Here is a 17,104-nt window from a genome sequence, read left to right on the forward strand (position 1 = left end):
ATAGACATAGACATAGACATAGACATAGACATAGACATAGACATAGACATAGACATAGACAGCATGAAAAATAATGGTCAATCCCAATAGATAAAACAAGCTGCATCCACATCAACGACACGCTAGAAAGTAGTAAGGCGAGAAAAGCACTCCATATACCTAGACCACATCTGCTCAGCTGAAATATATGTGAAATCTACCTTTTCTCGTCCACCCTCCTCTTGTAACAACAAGTACAATGATTCCAGCTTATCTACCGCATCTAAACGACTTGAATAGCGTAAGCTCTTGGGATAGAACTCAGGGTAGCATTGCTCATCAGGCACTATGGGTGTAGCACCAGCTACAGCCGCCTCCATTACCGCAAGCCCTTGGAATTCATGATAAGCGGTAGAGAGAAATACATGGCTGTGCTGCAGTATTTTCTGATAAATTTCAATGCTTTCAACATAGCCCACAACCAATAACTCACCCGAAAATTCACGCTGTATACGGAAAAATTCCTCCGGACTGTTGCGGAAAAATTGCCCCATCAGATTAATTCTAAACTTTACTTTTCTAGATCTCAGTCCCTGTAATATTTCCAATAGGCGGTCAGCGCCTTTGTCATACTCCCAGCGGGCCGCCCAACTGATAATTAATGTATCTTCAGATACCTCTCCCTTACAGCCTTGCTCAGTACAACGACCCCATGAAAATGTCGGATCGGGTTCCGGTAGATCAAAAAGCGAATTCTCAAGAGGCACAGGCAATACTTGGGATTTGGCTTCAATCTCCTGACATACGCCTTGAGGCACACAATCGGGGAACCGCTTGAGTAGCTTTTTCGCACCAGATATCAAGGTATGGCGATTATATTCAGAGTTAAATAGCAGCAGGTCCCCTGCCAGGGCGGTATAGATATTAAGTAGCTGCGGCTCTACCGATTGAGTAGCGCCAGAACTTACCGGGTAGGCAAACTGATTCTCATGGAAATACACCACAGTGGGGACCCCCACGATTTCTGGTACCAAACCCCGCAAAGCACTGAGGTCAGTCATAGAAGTCGCAATAATCAGATCCCACTCCTGCTTCAAGGTGTGCCCAAGTTCACCCCTTGCCCAAGACAGACTATTGCCACGGATACGCCAACTGAAGTATCGGGGCGGTAAAGTGAGTACTGTCCATCGCCACTCAGGGAAAGCGACTACCAATCCCTTGCGCCAGCGTTTATGGCTATCTGCGTCGTAAGCGGAGAGTAATAAAACGTTCATCAGACTGTTACATAGAGGAGAGCTGCCGGGCTTGAGGTCAACCCGGCATCATTTGAAGAGAGGAGATTAGTCGAATGCGCGCACATTCATCAACCGTGCGAGCAAGCTGGAAGTATCCCAACGGGAGCCGCCAATAGCCTGCACTTCGCTATAAAATTGATCGACTAACGCGGTCACTGGGAGTAAGGCGCCATTATGCTGGGCTTCCTGCAGGACAATGGCCAAATCTTTGCGCATCCAATCCACTGCAAAGCCGTGATCGTACTCCCCCGCCAACATAGTTTTGGAGCGATTTTCCATTTGCCAGCTCTGTGCAGCGCCTTTTGAAATAACATCAACGACCTGCTCGCCATCCAAACCAGCCGCCTTGGCAAAGTGCAGCCCTTCAGCGAGTCCCTGGACGACGCCGGCAATACAGATCTGATTGACCATTTTGCACAGTTGCCCGCTGCCAACCGGCCCCATAAGACTGACCGCACGGGCATAGCTATCAATAAGGGGCTGTACCTTTTCGAAGCCCTCCTTTTCTCCGCCAACCATGACTGTCAGAACCCCATTTTCGGCCCCAGCCTGGCCCCCAGACACAGGCGCGTCCAGAAAGCCAATTCCCTTTTCAGCGGCAATGGCGGCGAGCTCGCGGGCAACATCAGCGGATGCCGTTGTATGGTCGACAAACAATGTCTCCTCGCCCATGGTCGTGAAAACCCCATCCTCACCAGTAACCACTTGGCGAAGATCGTTATCATTACCGACGCAGGCAAACACCACTTCAGCACCTTTGGCAGCCTCGGCTGGCGTTGAAAAGCTTTCACCATCGTATTCTTGCAACCACTGATCGGCGCGGCTTACAGTGCGATTGTAAATTCGTACCATATAACCGGCATTAGAAAGGTGGCCCGCCATCGGGTATCCCATAACACCCAAACCAATAAATGCTACTGTCGCCATCTCCACTACCCCCATATCATCCAAATAAGTACCGCACCGAGTATCAGGCGATAAATTGCAAAAGGTGCCATTCCAATGCGGCTAATAAATTGCAGAAAAAAGTGAATACAGAGATAGGCACTGATACAAGACAACAGCGTACCCAGTAATAAGTCATTCCAAGGCACACTATCAAGCGCGAGAAGCTCTACCGTCAGTAAAATGGCACTCAGTGCGATCACCGGAATTGACAATAGGAAGGAAAAACGTGCTGCTGCTTCCCTCTTCATACCCAGCATCAAGCCGGCCGTCATTGTGATTCCCGATCGGGATGTGCCGGGAACCAGAGCCAACACCTGAGACAACCCAATCAACAAGGCTTTTTTCCAATTGAGCTGACTCAGGGTCTCCACCCTGCGTCCACGCACATCGGCCCACCACAACAGGATACCAAAGCCAATTGTCGTAGCTGCTATCACCGCCGCAGAGCGCAAATGAGTTTCGATAAAATCCTTGAAAATCAAGCCGACCAAACCGACGGGGATTGTTGCCAATACAATCAACCAAGCCAATCGCCCGTCATCAGTAAAGCGATCCTCGGTAAAGCCACCAAGCCCATCCCGGATAAGCACCCCAATATCCCGGCGAAAATAAAACACCACGGCCAACAAAGAGCCGAAATGCACCGCCACATCGAAAGCCAGCCCCTGGTCCTGCCAACCGAAAACTTCGGCCGGTAGTATCAGGTGCGCGGAGCTGGAGATGGGTAAAAACTCAGTCAACCCTTGAATCAGGGCTAAAATTACTATTTGAAATGTTTCCATGGATTACTGCGATCGAATTTTTTGTCGTTTTTTCCAGGTGATCTCGTTGCGTAAATAGGCGGGCTCAAGCTGCTCTGCAGAGACCGCTGTCCCCCGCTCCCATAAAGGAATCGCCAGCTGTGCAATATCCCCAGCACGAATCAAGCTGGTAAGATCGACCTCAGCCAGCGGCGCCTGCTCAAAAGCCTCATAGTGCAACCCGGGACCCGCACCATAAACAGGTGCTGGGAGTGCCGCTTCCTTTAAAGACAGCACAACCTGATCGGGGTTCTGTACCGCTTCTGTTATCAAGCTATCGTTGGGCGATTCTGCCGAGTAAACTCCCCAATATACCTGCTGCATACGGGCATCCAGCATCGCCGCTACAGGAGACCGCCCCCACTCCGGATGGGCGCGCCTAGCACCAAGTGCAAGAGCAGCCAGACTGGATACCGGAACCACCGGAAGGTCTACTGAAAATGCCAACCCCTGAACACAGCTAATGGCAATTCTCAAGCCGGTGAAAGAACCCGGTCCACGACTGACTGCCATCGCATCCAATTCAGCAAGCTTCATACCAGCCTCGGTTAGGACTTCATCCACCATTGGCAGAAGGCGACGGGTATGATCACGTTCTGCCTGTATAAAGCGCTCAATCAATTGGCCGTTAGACAAGAGAGCAACAGAACAGGCTCCGGATGTTGTATCCAGGGCAAGTATTTTCACAGCGTTCTTATACCTGGTCAGCTAAAAGGGGGGAATTGTGGCACGGTAGCCGAGGGGAGTCATGCCCAATATCACGGACAACAACTAAAAAACCCCAGCAACAGCCAGGGTTCATAAGGACGAAACCAGAGCCCCATCTTGCGGACTCTGTTATACCGACTATGCCGCTTTTTTCGGTGGCCGGCCTCGACGGGTAGCACCGGCCTTCGGTGGACGACCACGGCGTGCCGGGGTCTTCTTGGCTGCGGCAGTCGCACCGGCTTTTTTGGGCCGCCCCACTCTTTTGGCCGGCTTTGCTGCAGCAGTGCTTTTCTTCGGACGACCGGCTTTCTTTGCTGCTGTTGAGGCAGCCTTCTTGGGACGTCCGGGCTTTTTGCCTGCGGCAGGTTTGGCCGCCACTTTCTTGGCCTTTTGTGTTTCGACCTTGAGCTTGGCCTTCGCTTTCTTCTCCAGCTCTTTGAGTTTGGCTGCAGCTTTCTTCGCCGCGGCTTTTATCTTAGCCTCGGCTTTTTTCTCTGCCGCCTTGACTTTCTTGGCATGCACCTTCTCTCGAACCTTCATCCAGCGTGCTTCGAACGCCTTGAGAGCCGCAGCCAGCTCTTTGTCTGCCTTGCTGGAGAGGCTCTTGGAGAGGGTTTCCACCTTCTCTTTTGCAGCAGCTTCAGCTTCTTTAACAGCGCTCATTGCCTTGGCTTTGGTAAGGTCCACTTTGGCCGCCACCAATTTGACACGTAAATCCTTTGCCTTAGCGTTGGCGTTAGCCAGAGAGGTTTTCGCTGTTGCCGTTTTACTTTTCTCTACCCGTGCTTTTGCCTTAGCCACACGGTCCATTTGTGCATCCAGCGATTTAGTCGCCGTATCAACCATCTTCTGCGCTTTTACGACTACCGGCGACGCAATGGTCGCACTAGCCGCTCGCTTCGCGCGTGTACCCTTTTTTACTACTCTTGCCATCCTTTGTCTCCTCACTGAAAGAAGAAGTACATCCAAAAGTGTGCAGTCAGCATTGCCTTTTAGCTATTGAATAAAAACTGTAATCGGCTGTTTTTATTACTTATGCAGAGCGCCGCACCGCCTATTTCGATACAACTTTATCAAAGTTAATAAAAATACTCGGCATTGCAAGTAAAAAAGCGAAAAATGAGAAGCTTTTTATAAAAAAAGTATATTTTTCTTATCAATTTACCGTTTGAGGTCGATTTTGGGTGCTTTGGTGGAAATTATTTTGTCCGACCAAGCTTACCTTCAGCAATCGCAGCGAGTGCTTCAATATGATCCCCGCGTAAATTTAATGCAGGAATATATCGGTAATCACGACCACCAGCATCGATAAAGTTAGCGCGATTCTCTACCGAAATTTCTTCCAGTGTTTCCAGACAGTCAGCGGAAAAAGCCGGGCAAATCACATCGACGCTGGCCACTCCTGTTCTACCCCACTCAATAAGAGTTTTGTCGGTATAAGGTTGCAACCATTCAGCTTTGCCAAAGCGGGATTGAAAACTAACTTGCCACTTATCCTCACCAAGTTGCAGTTCTTCTGCTAAAAGCCGCGCTGTTTCCATACAATGGCGGTAATATGGATCTCCCTTATCGACATTCGCTTTTGGGATACCGTGAAATGAAAGCAGTAATTTTTCTGCATCACCCTCTTTTTGCCAATGCTCTCTCACCGAGTTAGCCAGGGCTTTTATATATAGAGGGTTTTGATAATAATCCCGTATCACGGAAATATCCGGAATATCACGACTATTGCCAAAAATTTGCGCCACTTGATCATAAATGGCTGCAGTGGTGGTCGCTGAGTATTGCGGATAGAGAGGGAAAACCACATAAGATTCAAAACCTTTTGAACGCAGCTTTTCAATTACGCTATCCAGCCGAGGCTCCCCATAGGTCATCGCATATTCAACGGCAATATCACAGCCCTTCGCTTGGAAGTGCTGCTGCAATAATTCCGACTGTTTTTGCGTATAGTAGAGGAGCGGCGATCCTTCCACTGCCGCCTCATCGGCACTGCCATTCCATATCTCCAGGTACGCAGGAGCGATACGTTTTGGACGGAAAGGGAGTACCAGGCAATTCAATATGGTCAACCAGATCGGCCGCGGTATTTCTACCACCCGCTGATCGGAGAGAAATTCCCGCAAGAAGCTTCTTACCGCCGCAGGAGTGGGCTCTGCGGGAGTGCCCAGATTCATCAAAATTATCGCCTTAGACATAAACCATCCGTTAGAAATATTAATCCATCCAGAAAATCAGTCGACAGCCCAATAGGAGGTAAGAGTGAAAACTGCCAAAACGGCACACTTGCAATCGGCCTAGTCGGTGCGACTACAGGAGATACAAAAAAGCCCCCATCAGGGGGCTTCTACACAACGTCAGCGATAAAATCAGCTGAGCGCCGCCAACACTTTCTCGCGAATCTCATCCATATTGCCGACCCCCATTACTTTGGCGTATTTGGGGGCAGCTTCAGGAGAGCGGGCTTCCAGTTCGCGGTAGTAGCCGACCAGCGGCTCAGTCTGCTCGTGATAGACCGTTAAGCGGTTGCGTACCGTCTCTTCGGTATCATCACTACGCTGAATAAGTGCCTCTCCAGTCACATCATCGACACCCTCAGTCTTGGGCGGGTTGTAAATCACATGATAGACACGGCCGGAATTCTCGTGAACCCGTCGACCCGAAAGACGCTTTACGATTTCTTCATCATCGACAGCGATTTCCAAAACGTGATCGATATGAACATCAGCATCCAGCAGCGCCTGGGCCTGTGGAATAGTGCGTGGAAACCCATCAAACAGGAAACCTTTTACACAATCCTTATCGGCGATACGCTCTTTTACCAGCGCGATAATCAGATCGTCAGAGACCAGCTTGCCAGCGTCCATAACATCCTTGGCTTGTAAACCAAGAGGGGTACCCGCCTTCACCGCAGCGCGAAGCATATCGCCGGTGGAGATCTGCGGAATGCCGAACTTCTCTGTAATGAATTGTGCCTGAGTGCCTTTGCCGGCTCCCGGCGCCCCCAAGAGAATAATTCGCATGTTCAGTAAGCCTCCAATACTATCGACGAACCAGTAGCCGCCGCGCTAAAAGAGCGCTACCTTACACTCAGACCTCAGATTGGGCAAGATTGCTACTAATACCCCCACACAACCCAAACAAACTGTAATTCACTGCAGCGGGCGTTCAGGTCGAGCTATCAAGTATTTTTTTGACCCCAATTAACCTTCGCTCTGGGCTTTAGCTTTATCCCAAAGGCTATCCAACTCCTCTAGACTCGCCTCTGACACTTGCCGCCCTTCGTCTCGCAGGCTAGCTTCGATAAAGCCAAAACGCCCTTCAAACTTCCGGTTACAGCCACGCAGAGCTGCCTCCGGATCTACTTTCAGGTGTCGGGAAGCGTTAACGCAGGCGAACAATAGATCACCAAGCTCTTCTTTAGCGTGGTCATCATCGCCGTCAGCGAGCGCTTCACGTAACTCAGCAACCTCTTCTTCGATCTTATCCAGAACACCGTGAACATCAGGCCAGTCAAAACCCACTCGGGCAGCGCGCTTCTGTAATTTGGCTGCACGCGTCATCGCCGGTAGGCCTAGAGTGACACCCGCCAGAGTACCTGCATCACCTTTGGCACTACGCTCCGCAGCTTTAATCTCTTCCCAGTTCTGTTTGACTTGAGCTTCATCAACCGCTTCAGTGCCAGCGCTTCCGTATAGCTCTGCATTCGGGAATACATGGGGATGCCTACGCACCAACTTTCGCACAAGGGTGTCGACTATGCAGGGAAAATCGAAATATGACTTCTCACGCCCTAGCTCGGAGTAGAAAATGACCTGAAACAGAAGGTCGCCCAGCTCTTCATGCAGGTGCTCATAATCTTCACGCTCAATCGCTTCGGCAACCTCATAAGCCTCTTCAATTGTCGAGGGAACGATGCTGGTAAAGGTCTGCTGTAAGTCCCAGGGGCAGCCGCTGTCAGGGTTGCGCAACTGCGCCATTAAGTGGAGCAGATCTTCCACTGAATATTTTTGTTCCACTTTGATTTTCCTTCACTCAGCGCAGAATTCGCCGCTTTGCTGATGCCACATTGGGCAACTGGTTGATCCTATGCAAAACCTGGCTCAACTCGCCGAAATTATGGATCTCGGCAGTCAATATCATTTCCACGGTGTGCTTATTCTTGTTGGAGCGGGTTTGCATGGCCGTAATATTAATTTTCTGGCTATCGAGCATCACTGTAACGTCCCGCAACAGCCCTTGGCGATCGTAGGCCTCGATCATAATTTCAACGGAGTAGAGCTCCCGCGGTTTCTCTGCCCAGCTAACCTGAAGTACCCGCTCGGACTCCTCTACTTGCATACGCAACATATTTGCGCAGTCCTTGCGGTGGATAGACACTCCCCGACCCAGAGTGATATATCCCATGATTTCATCACCTGGAACCGGGTTACAGCAGCCGGCAATATGGGTCAGCAAATTCCCGACACCATCGATATAGACATCGGCCTTACCCTCACCGCGGGCCACAGGAGCAGTTAGCGACGGAACCTTGGGAACATTGTCCACCTTCACCATACGCTGGGCTGTATTTAATACTTGTCCAACACCAATATCGCCGGCCCCCACCGCCGCGTAGAGATCCTCTAGTGAGTGCATATTGAGTTTGGCCGCTAACTTTTCAAAATCAAAGTTACCCAGAGCTAGCTGCTTGAACTCCCTGTCAAGAATACTGCGGCCATCAGCAATATTCTGGTCGCGTGCCTGCTGCTTAAACCAGTGAATAATTTTGGCCCGAGCGCGAGAGGTAGTGATGTAGGCCATACCCGAGGAGAGCCAGTCTCGGCTGGGCGCTTCGCGTTTTCCGGTAAGAATCTCAACCTGATTGGCCGTCTCCAAGCGGTGGTTGAGAGGGACTATACGCCCATCCACTTTGGCTCCACGGCAGCGGTGGCCAATTTCTGTGTGGATTTTGTAGGCGAAGTCCAGCGGCGTAGCCCCTCTTGGTAGGTCTACGACATGGCCGCCGGGTGTAAACACATAGATGCGTGAGTCTGCCTCACTGGATTGCAAATCGTCCTGCAGGGGGTTGCCACCTACCTCTTCGTGCCAGTCGAGAACTTGGCGCAGCCAGGAAATTTTTTGCTCGTAGCTGTCTTTACTCTCACTTTTAAGGTCGGTGCCTTTGTAGCGCCAATGCGCGCATACCCCGTATTCCGCCTCCTCATGCATAGCAAACGTTCGAATTTGAACTTCAAGCACTTTGCGTTCAGGGCCAATGACAGCGGTGTGTAGCGACCGGTAGCCATTTTCCTTGGGGGAGGCAATATAGTCATCAAACTCATTGGGTATATTACGCCAGAGGTTGTGCACTATACCCAGCACTGCGTAACAATCCCGCACTGTGGGAACCAAAATACGCACCGCACGAATATCATAGACTTGCGAAAAGCCAATATTTTTGCGGCGCATCTTCCGCCAAATACTGTAGATATGCTTTGCCCGCCCATAAACATCGCCCTCGATATGCGCGCGCGCGAGCTCAGAGCGAAGTAGTTCTAGTACCTCATCAATATACTGCTGTCGAGCCAGTCTTTTCTCATCCAGCAGACGTGCTATTTGCTTGTAGTCCTCTGGTTCAAGGTAGCGGAAGGATAGATCTTCCAGCTCCCACTTAATGTGGCCGATACCTAGGCGATGAGCGAGAGGTGCATAAACATCAGCGACTTCCCGAGCGACTCTTTGACGTTTGGCCGGCTCAGAATTTTTTGTGGCACGAATAGCGCAAGTGCGTTCAGCAAGCTTAATCAAAGCCACTCGCACATCATCGACCAATGCAACCAACATGCGGCGGATATTTTCGGAGTGTTCTTCAATAGCGCCGCTGGTACCTTCCTCTCCGGTATCGGCGCTACGACTGCGAATTGCAGCCATACGCAAAACGCCACTAATCAGTTTGGCAACACGATTGCCAAACTCTTTTTCCACGTCCTGTAGCGGCAAACGTTTTTCACGTACGGCTCGATAAAGAACGGCGGCGATAAGTGCTTCTGGATCGATTTGCAGATCGGCGAGTATCTCTGCCATCTCTAAACCGGTAGCAAAGCTACTAGCGCCTTCGGCCCAGATGTTTTCCGCCTCAATCGCGCGATGCTCGGCCTCGGCGCTCACCTCTGCTGCACGGCGTAGAGTCACTATTGCAGAGCCATCCAGGCCCGCGAGCTTCTGCACATGGCGCAGCCAAGATTCAAGGTCGAGTTCACCCTCTCCACCAAAGGAGTGATGCTTTCTTACTTGAACCATCGTTTAACAGGGGTCATGTGGGTTATTGGCATAATTTAGTGGTCACTTGGCTATGGCAACGCGTAAATTTAATGTTAAAGCGTCTTTGAAAAAATGCCCCCCGGAGGGGCTTTCAGAGCCATCACGGGCTTATTCAAAGAATCCCGGGCGCCCTTCGCGGGGCATCTCTATCATAGGTTTGAACTCACCAAAGTCCATGATTTTCTATATACATTTCAATAAGCTGCGCGAAAATCAGCAATTTTTCGCAGCATTTCGAATCTGTGGGTATAAGTCTTGCTCATCTTGTTGAGCTTTTGATCAACCACCTTAATTGTACCAACAGTATTCATCCAGAAATCAAATAATACCTCGGTAAATTCTGGGGTTATTTAACGGGGAAATACCAGTAATCCACAAACTCCCCCCCTGAAATATAAGACTTAAGTTACAGGCAGGTGCCACTAAGAATTTAATTCGTCTGTAAACGCTAACAAAAGGCTTTACCGAACTTTACACTCCCTTCCTCCAACGAGCTCCTAAAACTAAAAAATGGCCAAGCCTTTTTTGCTCGGGCAAAAGAACCATGAGGGCACCTCTAAAAATTATGTTTCCCTCAACTTTATCGCCCTGAAGGCCCCATGAACCGGCACTAACGGATGCAAAAAAAATAATTTGTAGCGATAGCCATAAGCAAAAAGGGAGATGGGAGATAAAGAAATAAATCCAGGCAGAAATTATAAACAAACAAGAAAAGTGAAAACGGATAAGGCTGCAGCAGTCCTGGGAACTCTGCTAGCAGCAGCCGACAATTGATTTCCACACAGGTAAATGTGGCACACCAAAGAATCAATTATCAGCACTACTCGTAAAAAGTTGAGCTTGTTCAAACCACAAACTGAAAAGAAAACTAGCGGGCAAAAAGTCCTGACGACAGGTAACGATCACCACGATCACACACAATCGCCACGATAGTCGCGTTTTCTACCTGAGCAGATAACCTTAAGGCTCCAGCTACCGCTCCACCAGAGGAAACCCCGCAAAAGATTCCCTCTTCCCGCGCGAGCCGGCGAGTCATGGTTTCAGCTTCCCGTTGATCCATATCTATTACTAGGTCCACTTCTTCAGGGACAAAAATCTTAGGCAGGTAGGCCTCTGGCCAGCGGCGAATACCTGGGATACTGGAACCTTCTGTAGGCTGCAATCCGACAATCTGAATATCGGGATTCTGCTCTTTCAGATAGCGTCCGCACCCCATAATAGTGCCTGTGGTCCCCATTGAGGAAACAAAGTGGGTAACCTTTCCGTGGGTCTGCTGCCAAATTTCTGGACCGGTTCCCTCAAAGTGAGCCAGTGGGTTATCGCTATTGGCAAACTGATTAAGAACTCGCCCTTTCTTGTTGTCCTGCATCTGTAAAGCTAGATCCCGCGCACCCTCCATACCCTCTTCTGCACTGACCAGGATCAGCTCTGCCCCGTAGGCTGTCATTGAGGCTTTACGCTCTTCCGTGGCACTGTCAGGCATAATCAGGATCATCCGGTATCCCTTGATCGCAGCGGCCATTGCCAGAGCAATACCCGTATTGCCACTGGTCGCCTCAATCAGGGTATCTCCCGGTGATATATAACCGGCAAGCTCTGCGCGATTAATCATCGAAAGAGCCGGACGGTCCTTTACCGATCCCGCAGGGTTATTACCTTCCAGCTTAAGCAAAATAGTATTGCTGGTACCACTGAGCAGGCGCTGTAATTTAATCAGGGGTGTATTGCCTACACAGTCAGCAATCGTTGGGTAGTCCATAGCGTAATAAATTCCAGAGATCTCGCGGCCCGCAAGTGTACCGCAAGCCGAATCATGCACTAAATACCCGCTTATTTGGTGGACTCCCCGCCCAGGTTATTAAAAACCCTGAAGCCCCCCCCAGCGACACCCAGTGGTAATTCGCAACGCAAACACCCACAGATTGCGTTAAGAGTTAGCGATCCAACGGGCAAAAGGCACACTCCGAAAGCCGTGAGAGCGTGCGTTGACTTATACATAACGGTAAAATGAGGAAAAAATAATCGTACAAGGCCCCATCACCATGGCCCCCAGCAACCCTGTCCTCTCAATCGAGGAACCAACACAGCCCCGATCCCTTCGTGCCTTGATGTTTCGCTTTACGGTTACACCGGCACTGGTGCTCTCCCTGCTTCTTGCACTGGTTTTCACATTGCAACAAATGCACGATCGCCGCCAACTGCTGTTGAGCCACGGCCGAGCAAGTGCCGAACAGCTGGCAGAATTGATCGAGATGAGCGGTGGCCACCCGGCTGAACTGCGTATGGAGTGGCTGCGCAGAAGCCTTTTGGCCTTGATGCTGGAAAAAGATATGGTGAGATCGGTCCATATTTACTCAACTGAAGCCAGTGCTAAACGCGCCCTAGACCCCATTACGGGGCTCGGCCTGCTGGCTAGTGTCGGGCCCAGGCCGCGCACGCCAATCACCAGCAACACACTACAAAACCGTAAACCTTTTATTTTCGAGGACGATGAAACCCTCCAGGTTTTACAACCGCTCAAAGGTGATATCACTACCTGCTGGATCAGCATTGAGTTGCACCGCCCCTATTTCCTTGTAGGAACCTATCAAGTACTGCTGGTTGGCTTGGTCGGGCTGATTATCTGTACTTTTGCCGCCCTGGCCTGGTCTGTCATCCTTTCTGAACGATTTGCCCACAGTATTATAAGGATGGGACACACACTAGAGGCCATTGGTCGCGGAGAATTTGACCGGCGCACGCACGAAACCGAAAACAGAGAATTGGCCCAATTAGGACAGCAAATCAACGAAGTAGCCGAGAACCTGTCCAAGTACCAGCAAGAGTACAAAGCCAATCAATTGCAATCAATGGATGACTTGCGACAATCCCTGGACAGCATGGAAGAACAAAATATTGAGCTGGACCTGGCCCGTAAAAGAGCCCACGAAACCAGCCGGATCAAGTCCACATTCCTGGCCAACACCAGCCACGAAATTCGCACACCGTTAAATGGCATTATCGGTTTTACCAACTTGCTGCTAAAAACCGGTATTGATGAGCTGCAACAGGATTATCTACAAACAATTCTGCGCTCTTCAGAAAGCTTACTTACCACCATTAATGACATCCTGGACTTTTCCCGTATAGAGTCGGGGAATTTGGTTCTGGATCATATTCCCATGGACTTGGGTCTACTCCTTGAGGAAACCCTGCAGATACTGGCCCCCAATGCGTATGAACATCATTTGGAGCTGGTTCCTTTAATCGATCCCCAACTCCCCCACACTCTAATAGGCGATCCACTACGTATAAAGCAAATACTCACCAACTTGGTGGGCAATGCGGTGCGCAGCTCGGAGAATGGCAATATCCCTGTGCGTCTATCCGTTCATAGCAGCAAGGACTCCGAACTGGTGTTGCGTATCTCCGTCACCGATCTGGGCAATCGCATTGATGAGAACCGACGCCGGGAAACCCAGGAAATCCTGACCAGTAAAAGCCCTCAACTCACCCAGCAAATTAGCGCCAATGGTCTCGGTATGTCGATTGCGCGCAGCCTTGTCGAGCGAATGAGCGGCTGCACAGGGATGAAAGCCGCAAAAAATAAAGGGAATACTTGCTGGGTTCAGATATCACTGCTGCCCGAGCGCAACCGCGGCATGCATCCCCGTATCCAATATCCCGGTTCCCGGATATTAGTCGCAGACCCCAATCCCATGACCCGTAAGCAAGTGGCCCAACTACTCATCCAATGGCAGGTAGAGCCCATCGAGCTTGGGGATACCGATACGCTTCAACCGGCTATCGAGCAAATGTGGCGGCATGATGCCCTGCCCGATGCTGTGATAGTCGATACCGCTACGGCCAAGGGCGATTTCGACAGTTACAGCCGCAAGGTTCAATCTCTGGTGGATACTTACCAGTGCCGCGTAGTAGTGCTGGGCCCGCCGGCTGAACTGCGCCGCTGCTACGACCAACTGCGCACCCGCACACTCACCTTCCTCAGCAAACCCGTCACCCGAGACAATCTGTTACGTTCCCTGAAGCGCGCTATACCTCAACAGGGGACGCAACGTGCCAGTGCAGGAGTGCAGGCACTACCGTGGCCCGCACCGCCACGAGTATTGGCGGTAGATGATCATTCAGCAAACCGCCGGCTGGTGGGCGAATTGTTACGGGCCCAGGATGTGGAAGTTGTTATTGCCGCCAGTGGCGATGAGGCCCTACAGCACTGGCATCAGGGCCCCTTCGACCTGGTCTTTATGGATATTCAGATGCCAAGGATGGATGGTATTGAAGCGACTCGCTTGATCCGCGAACGGGAAACCGGGCAGCGCACGCCAATTATCGCCCTGACGGCACACGCCGGTGCCGAAGAGAAAGCCCGACTCCTGTCCGCCGGGCTGGACGACTATCTCAGCAAACCCGTCAGTGAGTCTCAGCTGTCTCACATGATCAAGCGCTGGCTGAAAATTATCACGCCTCAAGTAGTTGAGAGGACAAACCTTGAGGAGATGCGCCTGGTGGATATCGGCGAGTGCCTGACGCTCGCCAATGGGGATGCCAAGCTTGCAAGAGACATGCTGTGCATGCTTATCGATGGACTCAGTTCCGATGAAGGAGAGCTTGAAAGATTGTTTAACCTAAATGATTACAAGGGTATGTTCGAGCTGACCCACCGTATGCATGGCGGCTGCTGTTACTGTGGCGTGGCGCGTTTGAGGGAATCCGCTTGCGTGTTACAGGAAGAATTGCGCACCCTGCAGAATAAAGTACCCAACGGTTTTGACCAGCGCAAACTGAGCAGAGTACTAAGAGAGATTCGCGCCTTACGCGAGTGGGCTTCTGAGCAGGACCTGGATGCATTATTCGGGCTGGAGGTGGTCGCATAAAGCGACTGCCTAACGGGACTCGAACACTACGAAAGCCAGTGCTGAGTCTTTCTCATCGGACAAGCTAAGGTGAATCTTATCCACTCCCAGCGCCCCAGCCCGCTCCCGGGCAACCCCGCTCAATTCAACCTGTGGCGACGCGCCCTTGCGTCGGCATACCTCGATCTCGCGCCAGGAAATTCCCTCGCCAATACCCGTACCCAAGGCCTTGGCTACTGCTTCCTTTGCGGCGAACCGCTTACATAAATACGCGGGGCGAATAACCTCAGCCATCCCATAAAAGTCCCGGCGCTCGCCATCACCGAGAATACGTTCTACAAATCGATCGCCAAAGCGTTGCCAAACAACCTCAATACGACGGTAGTTACAAATATCCGTGCCGATACTAACAATCATTTTTGTCCGTATACCTGCTGAAATAGCTCGCGGCTCTGCAAGGGCTTTTCCCCCAAAACCGTTTTTAAGAGTACCCGAGTGAGACGCTTTGCCGGAGACAGAATCTTTTCTGGCCAGCTGCCCTCTCCCACTGCCTTGGCCATGCCCAGTAATTCAGCTCCGCTAAAATGCATTTCACCCTGGCCTCCTTCACTCGCACGATGAACCGGAACCAAGCCTCGCTCCCACTCCAAATGATAAGTGCCACCGCTGTTTACCCTATCACCACTGAGCGCACAATAATCGAGAGGCGGGCAAGTACCCAAATCCTGCAGTAGCTGTAACTCATAGCGACGCAATGGCCCTTCCAATTCGAGGTTAGTACCGCCCTCCAAGTGAGATAGCGCCGCCAGTAAATCTTGGTAAGCTGCAAACAACGTATAATGCGATTCGCCTTCAGGAAGCAGCCTCACCAACAGTTCGTTGGCATAGAGTCCCGCATAAACTGCTCGACCTTTCAGCCATAAAGGGACCCCAACATTCTCAACCGGCCCCAAGGTCTTGAGTGCGCCGGCGCCGAGAAGGGTTACCAGTAGTGGGGTAAAAGGCTGCAGCGCCTGTTGACGACGCTGCTTATCGCGGCGAGCTCCGCGGGCGACACAGCCGATACGACCGAAGTCAGGAGTCAGTAACTCCAGTATTAAACTGGAGTCGCGGTAGGGACGTGAATGGAGAATATACGCCGGTTGCGGGGGCTGCGGAGTTTTCATAAACGCAGGGGACGCGTGTCCGATACTTAGTCGTCTCTGTAACCAAGGCTGCGTAAAGCGCGCTCGTCATCAGACCAGCCGGACTTCACTTTTACCCATAAATTGAGCATGATTTTACTGTCAAACATACGCTCCATATCTTCTCGTGCCTGACTGCCTATCTGCTTGATACGCTCACCTTTATTACCGATAAGCATGCGCTTTTGTCCCGCGCGCTCAACCAGGATAGCGGCACTGATATGCAGGATCTTGCCTTCCTGGGCAAATTCCTCGACTTCAACTGTCACTTGGTAGGGAACTTCAGCACCCAGCTGGCGCATGATTTTTTCACGCACTATTTCTGCGGCGAGAAAACGTGAACTGCGATCGGTAACCTGATCTTCAGGGAAGAAGTGCTGCCCTTCTGGCAAATGCTTAAGAATGACCTCTTCCAAGGTATCCAAATTGACATTGCGCAATGCGGATATCGGTACAATCTCTGCTTTCGGGTGCTGCTCCGACAAGGCTTGTAGCTGCGGGAGCAAATCGGCTTTATCGTCAAGCTGATCCACCTTGTTCACAGCGATAATCAGCTGACATTTGATACCACGTAATTTATCCGCCACCAGCTGGTCTGCCTCGCTCCAGCGAGTGCGCTCTACGACAAACACCACCACATCCACATCCCGTGCGGCACTTGCTGCGGCCCGGTTCATATAGCGATTGATCGCCTTTTCCTGATCAGAATGCAGCCCCGGGGTGTCCACAAAAATAATCTGGTTGGGCCCCTCGGTTTTAATACCGAGCATGTTGTGCCGGGTTGTCTGCGGCTTGCGCGACGTAATCGCAAGCTTCTGCCCAAGTAGGTGGTTCAACAGTGTGGATTTTCCCACATTGGGGCGGCCGACAATCGCGACGTAGCCACAGCGAGAGGGTTGTTCGCTCAAGAATTTTCTCCGAAAGGGGTTGGGGTCTCCGGAAGTCCCGGAACCAGAAGCGCCTCCAATTGATATCGAAGGCCGCCAATGCGAATCGGTGATCCGAGCCACCGTCCGCTCATAGTGTAAGGTTAG

General features: G+C 51.1%; 14 protein-coding genes. 1 reads left to right on the plus strand and 13 read right to left on the minus strand.

Going from position 1 to position 17,104, the window contains the following annotated elements:
- Positions 1-122: 122 nt before the first annotated feature.
- From MO867_RS11215 to cysM, 10 genes are all read right to left on the minus strand, one after another.
- Entirely contained in the window at positions 123-1,253 is a 1,131-nt protein-coding gene (locus tag MO867_RS11215; RefSeq protein WP_252466669.1) for a tRNA-queuosine alpha-mannosyltransferase domain-containing protein, read from the minus strand.
- 66 nt (positions 1,254-1,319) lie between these two features.
- Positions 1,320-2,201, minus strand: a complete 882-nt coding sequence (locus MO867_RS11220; RefSeq protein ID WP_252466671.1) for an NAD(P)-dependent oxidoreductase — start codon at positions 2,199-2,201, stop codon at positions 1,320-1,322.
- 5 nt (positions 2,202-2,206) lie between these two features.
- Complete coding sequence (locus MO867_RS11225) at positions 2,207-3,004, minus strand: undecaprenyl-diphosphate phosphatase (RefSeq protein ID WP_252466673.1); 798 nt, start codon at positions 3,002-3,004, stop codon at positions 2,207-2,209.
- Positions 3,005-3,007: 3 nt separating this feature from the next.
- Positions 3,008-3,709, minus strand: coding sequence for a tRNA (adenosine(37)-N6)-threonylcarbamoyltransferase complex dimerization subunit type 1 TsaB (gene tsaB, locus MO867_RS11230; protein WP_252466674.1), 702 nt, complete (start codon positions 3,707-3,709; stop codon positions 3,008-3,010).
- A gap of 159 nt (positions 3,710-3,868) precedes the next feature.
- Positions 3,869-4,663, minus strand: coding sequence for a hypothetical protein (locus MO867_RS11235; protein ID WP_252466676.1), 795 nt, complete (start codon positions 4,661-4,663; stop codon positions 3,869-3,871).
- 266 nt (positions 4,664-4,929) lie between these two features.
- Positions 4,930-5,928: a ferrochelatase gene (gene hemH, locus MO867_RS11240; protein ID WP_252466677.1), complete on the minus strand. Its 999-nt coding sequence runs from the start codon at positions 5,926-5,928 to the stop codon at positions 4,930-4,932.
- Between the two features lie 171 nt (positions 5,929-6,099).
- Positions 6,100-6,753: an adenylate kinase gene (adk, locus tag MO867_RS11245; RefSeq protein ID WP_252466685.1), complete on the minus strand. Its 654-nt coding sequence runs from the start codon at positions 6,751-6,753 to the stop codon at positions 6,100-6,102.
- 180 nt (positions 6,754-6,933) lie between these two features.
- Positions 6,934-7,749: a nucleoside triphosphate pyrophosphohydrolase gene (gene mazG, locus MO867_RS11250; RefSeq protein ID WP_252466686.1), complete on the minus strand. Its 816-nt coding sequence runs from the start codon at positions 7,747-7,749 to the stop codon at positions 6,934-6,936.
- A 16-nt stretch (positions 7,750-7,765) separates the two neighbouring features.
- Positions 7,766-10,012, minus strand: coding sequence for a GTP diphosphokinase (relA, locus tag MO867_RS11255; RefSeq protein WP_252466687.1), 2,247 nt, complete (start codon positions 10,010-10,012; stop codon positions 7,766-7,768).
- An 889-nt stretch (positions 10,013-10,901) separates the two neighbouring features.
- Positions 10,902-11,792, minus strand: coding sequence for a cysteine synthase CysM (gene cysM, locus MO867_RS11260; protein WP_252466688.1), 891 nt, complete (start codon positions 11,790-11,792; stop codon positions 10,902-10,904).
- A gap of 349 nt (positions 11,793-12,141) precedes the next feature.
- On the opposite strand from cysM, the gene MO867_RS11265 reads away from it, so the two are divergent.
- Entirely contained in the window at positions 12,142-14,907 is a 2,766-nt protein-coding gene (locus MO867_RS11265; protein ID WP_252466689.1) for a response regulator, read from the plus strand.
- A gap of 9 nt (positions 14,908-14,916) precedes the next feature.
- On the opposite strand, the gene acpS is transcribed toward MO867_RS11265, so the two are convergent.
- Genes acpS through era form a run of 3 tightly spaced genes read right to left on the minus strand, consistent with a single transcriptional unit; the run spans position 14,917 to position 16,978 of the window.
- A complete protein-coding gene (gene acpS, locus MO867_RS11270) occupies positions 14,917-15,303 on the minus strand; it encodes a holo-ACP synthase (RefSeq protein WP_252466690.1) in 387 nt (128 codons plus the stop codon).
- Positions 15,300-16,052, minus strand: a complete 753-nt coding sequence (gene recO, locus MO867_RS11275; RefSeq protein ID WP_252466691.1) for a DNA repair protein RecO — start codon at positions 16,050-16,052, stop codon at positions 15,300-15,302. The genes acpS and recO overlap by 4 nt, the downstream gene beginning before the upstream one ends.
- Before the next feature lie 26 nt (positions 16,053-16,078).
- Positions 16,079-16,978, minus strand: a complete 900-nt coding sequence (gene era / locus MO867_RS11280) for a GTPase Era (RefSeq protein WP_252466692.1) — start codon at positions 16,976-16,978, stop codon at positions 16,079-16,081.
- Positions 16,979-17,104 lie beyond the last annotated feature (126 nt).

Source organism: Microbulbifer okhotskensis (assembly GCF_023895975.1).
Classification (GTDB): Bacteria; Pseudomonadota; Gammaproteobacteria; order Pseudomonadales; family Cellvibrionaceae; genus Microbulbifer; species Microbulbifer okhotskensis.

Bases quoted from the DNA above. Each gene is read 5' to 3' on its own strand.
- MO867_RS11220 (WP_252466671.1), bottom strand. From the start codon at position 2,201: ATGGCGACAGTAGCATTTATTGGTTTGGGTGTTATGGGATACCCGATG.
- MO867_RS11265 (WP_252466689.1), top strand. From the start codon at position 12,142: ATGTTTCGCTTTACGGTTACACCGGCACTGGTGCTCTCCCTGCTTCTT.
- cysM (WP_252466688.1), bottom strand. From the start codon at position 11,792: ATGGACTACCCAACGATTGCTGACTGTGTAGGCAATACACCCCTGATT.
- MO867_RS11215 (WP_252466669.1), bottom strand. From the start codon at position 1,253: ATGAACGTTTTATTACTCTCCGCTTACGACGCAGATAGCCATAAACGC.
- relA (WP_252466687.1), bottom strand. From the start codon at position 10,012: ATGGTTCAAGTAAGAAAGCATCACTCCTTTGGTGGAGAGGGTGAACTC.
- adk (WP_252466685.1), bottom strand. From the start codon at position 6,753: ATGCGAATTATTCTCTTGGGGGCGCCGGGAGCCGGCAAAGGCACTCAG.
- MO867_RS11235 (WP_252466676.1), bottom strand. From the start codon at position 4,663: ATGGCAAGAGTAGTAAAAAAGGGTACACGCGCGAAGCGAGCGGCTAGT.
- recO (WP_252466691.1), bottom strand. From the start codon at position 16,052: ATGAAAACTCCGCAGCCCCCGCAACCGGCGTATATTCTCCATTCACGT.
- acpS (WP_252466690.1), bottom strand. From the start codon at position 15,303: ATGATTGTTAGTATCGGCACGGATATTTGTAACTACCGTCGTATTGAG.
- MO867_RS11225 (WP_252466673.1), bottom strand. From the start codon at position 3,004: ATGGAAACATTTCAAATAGTAATTTTAGCCCTGATTCAAGGGTTGACT.
- hemH (WP_252466677.1), bottom strand. From the start codon at position 5,928: ATGTCTAAGGCGATAATTTTGATGAATCTGGGCACTCCCGCAGAGCCC.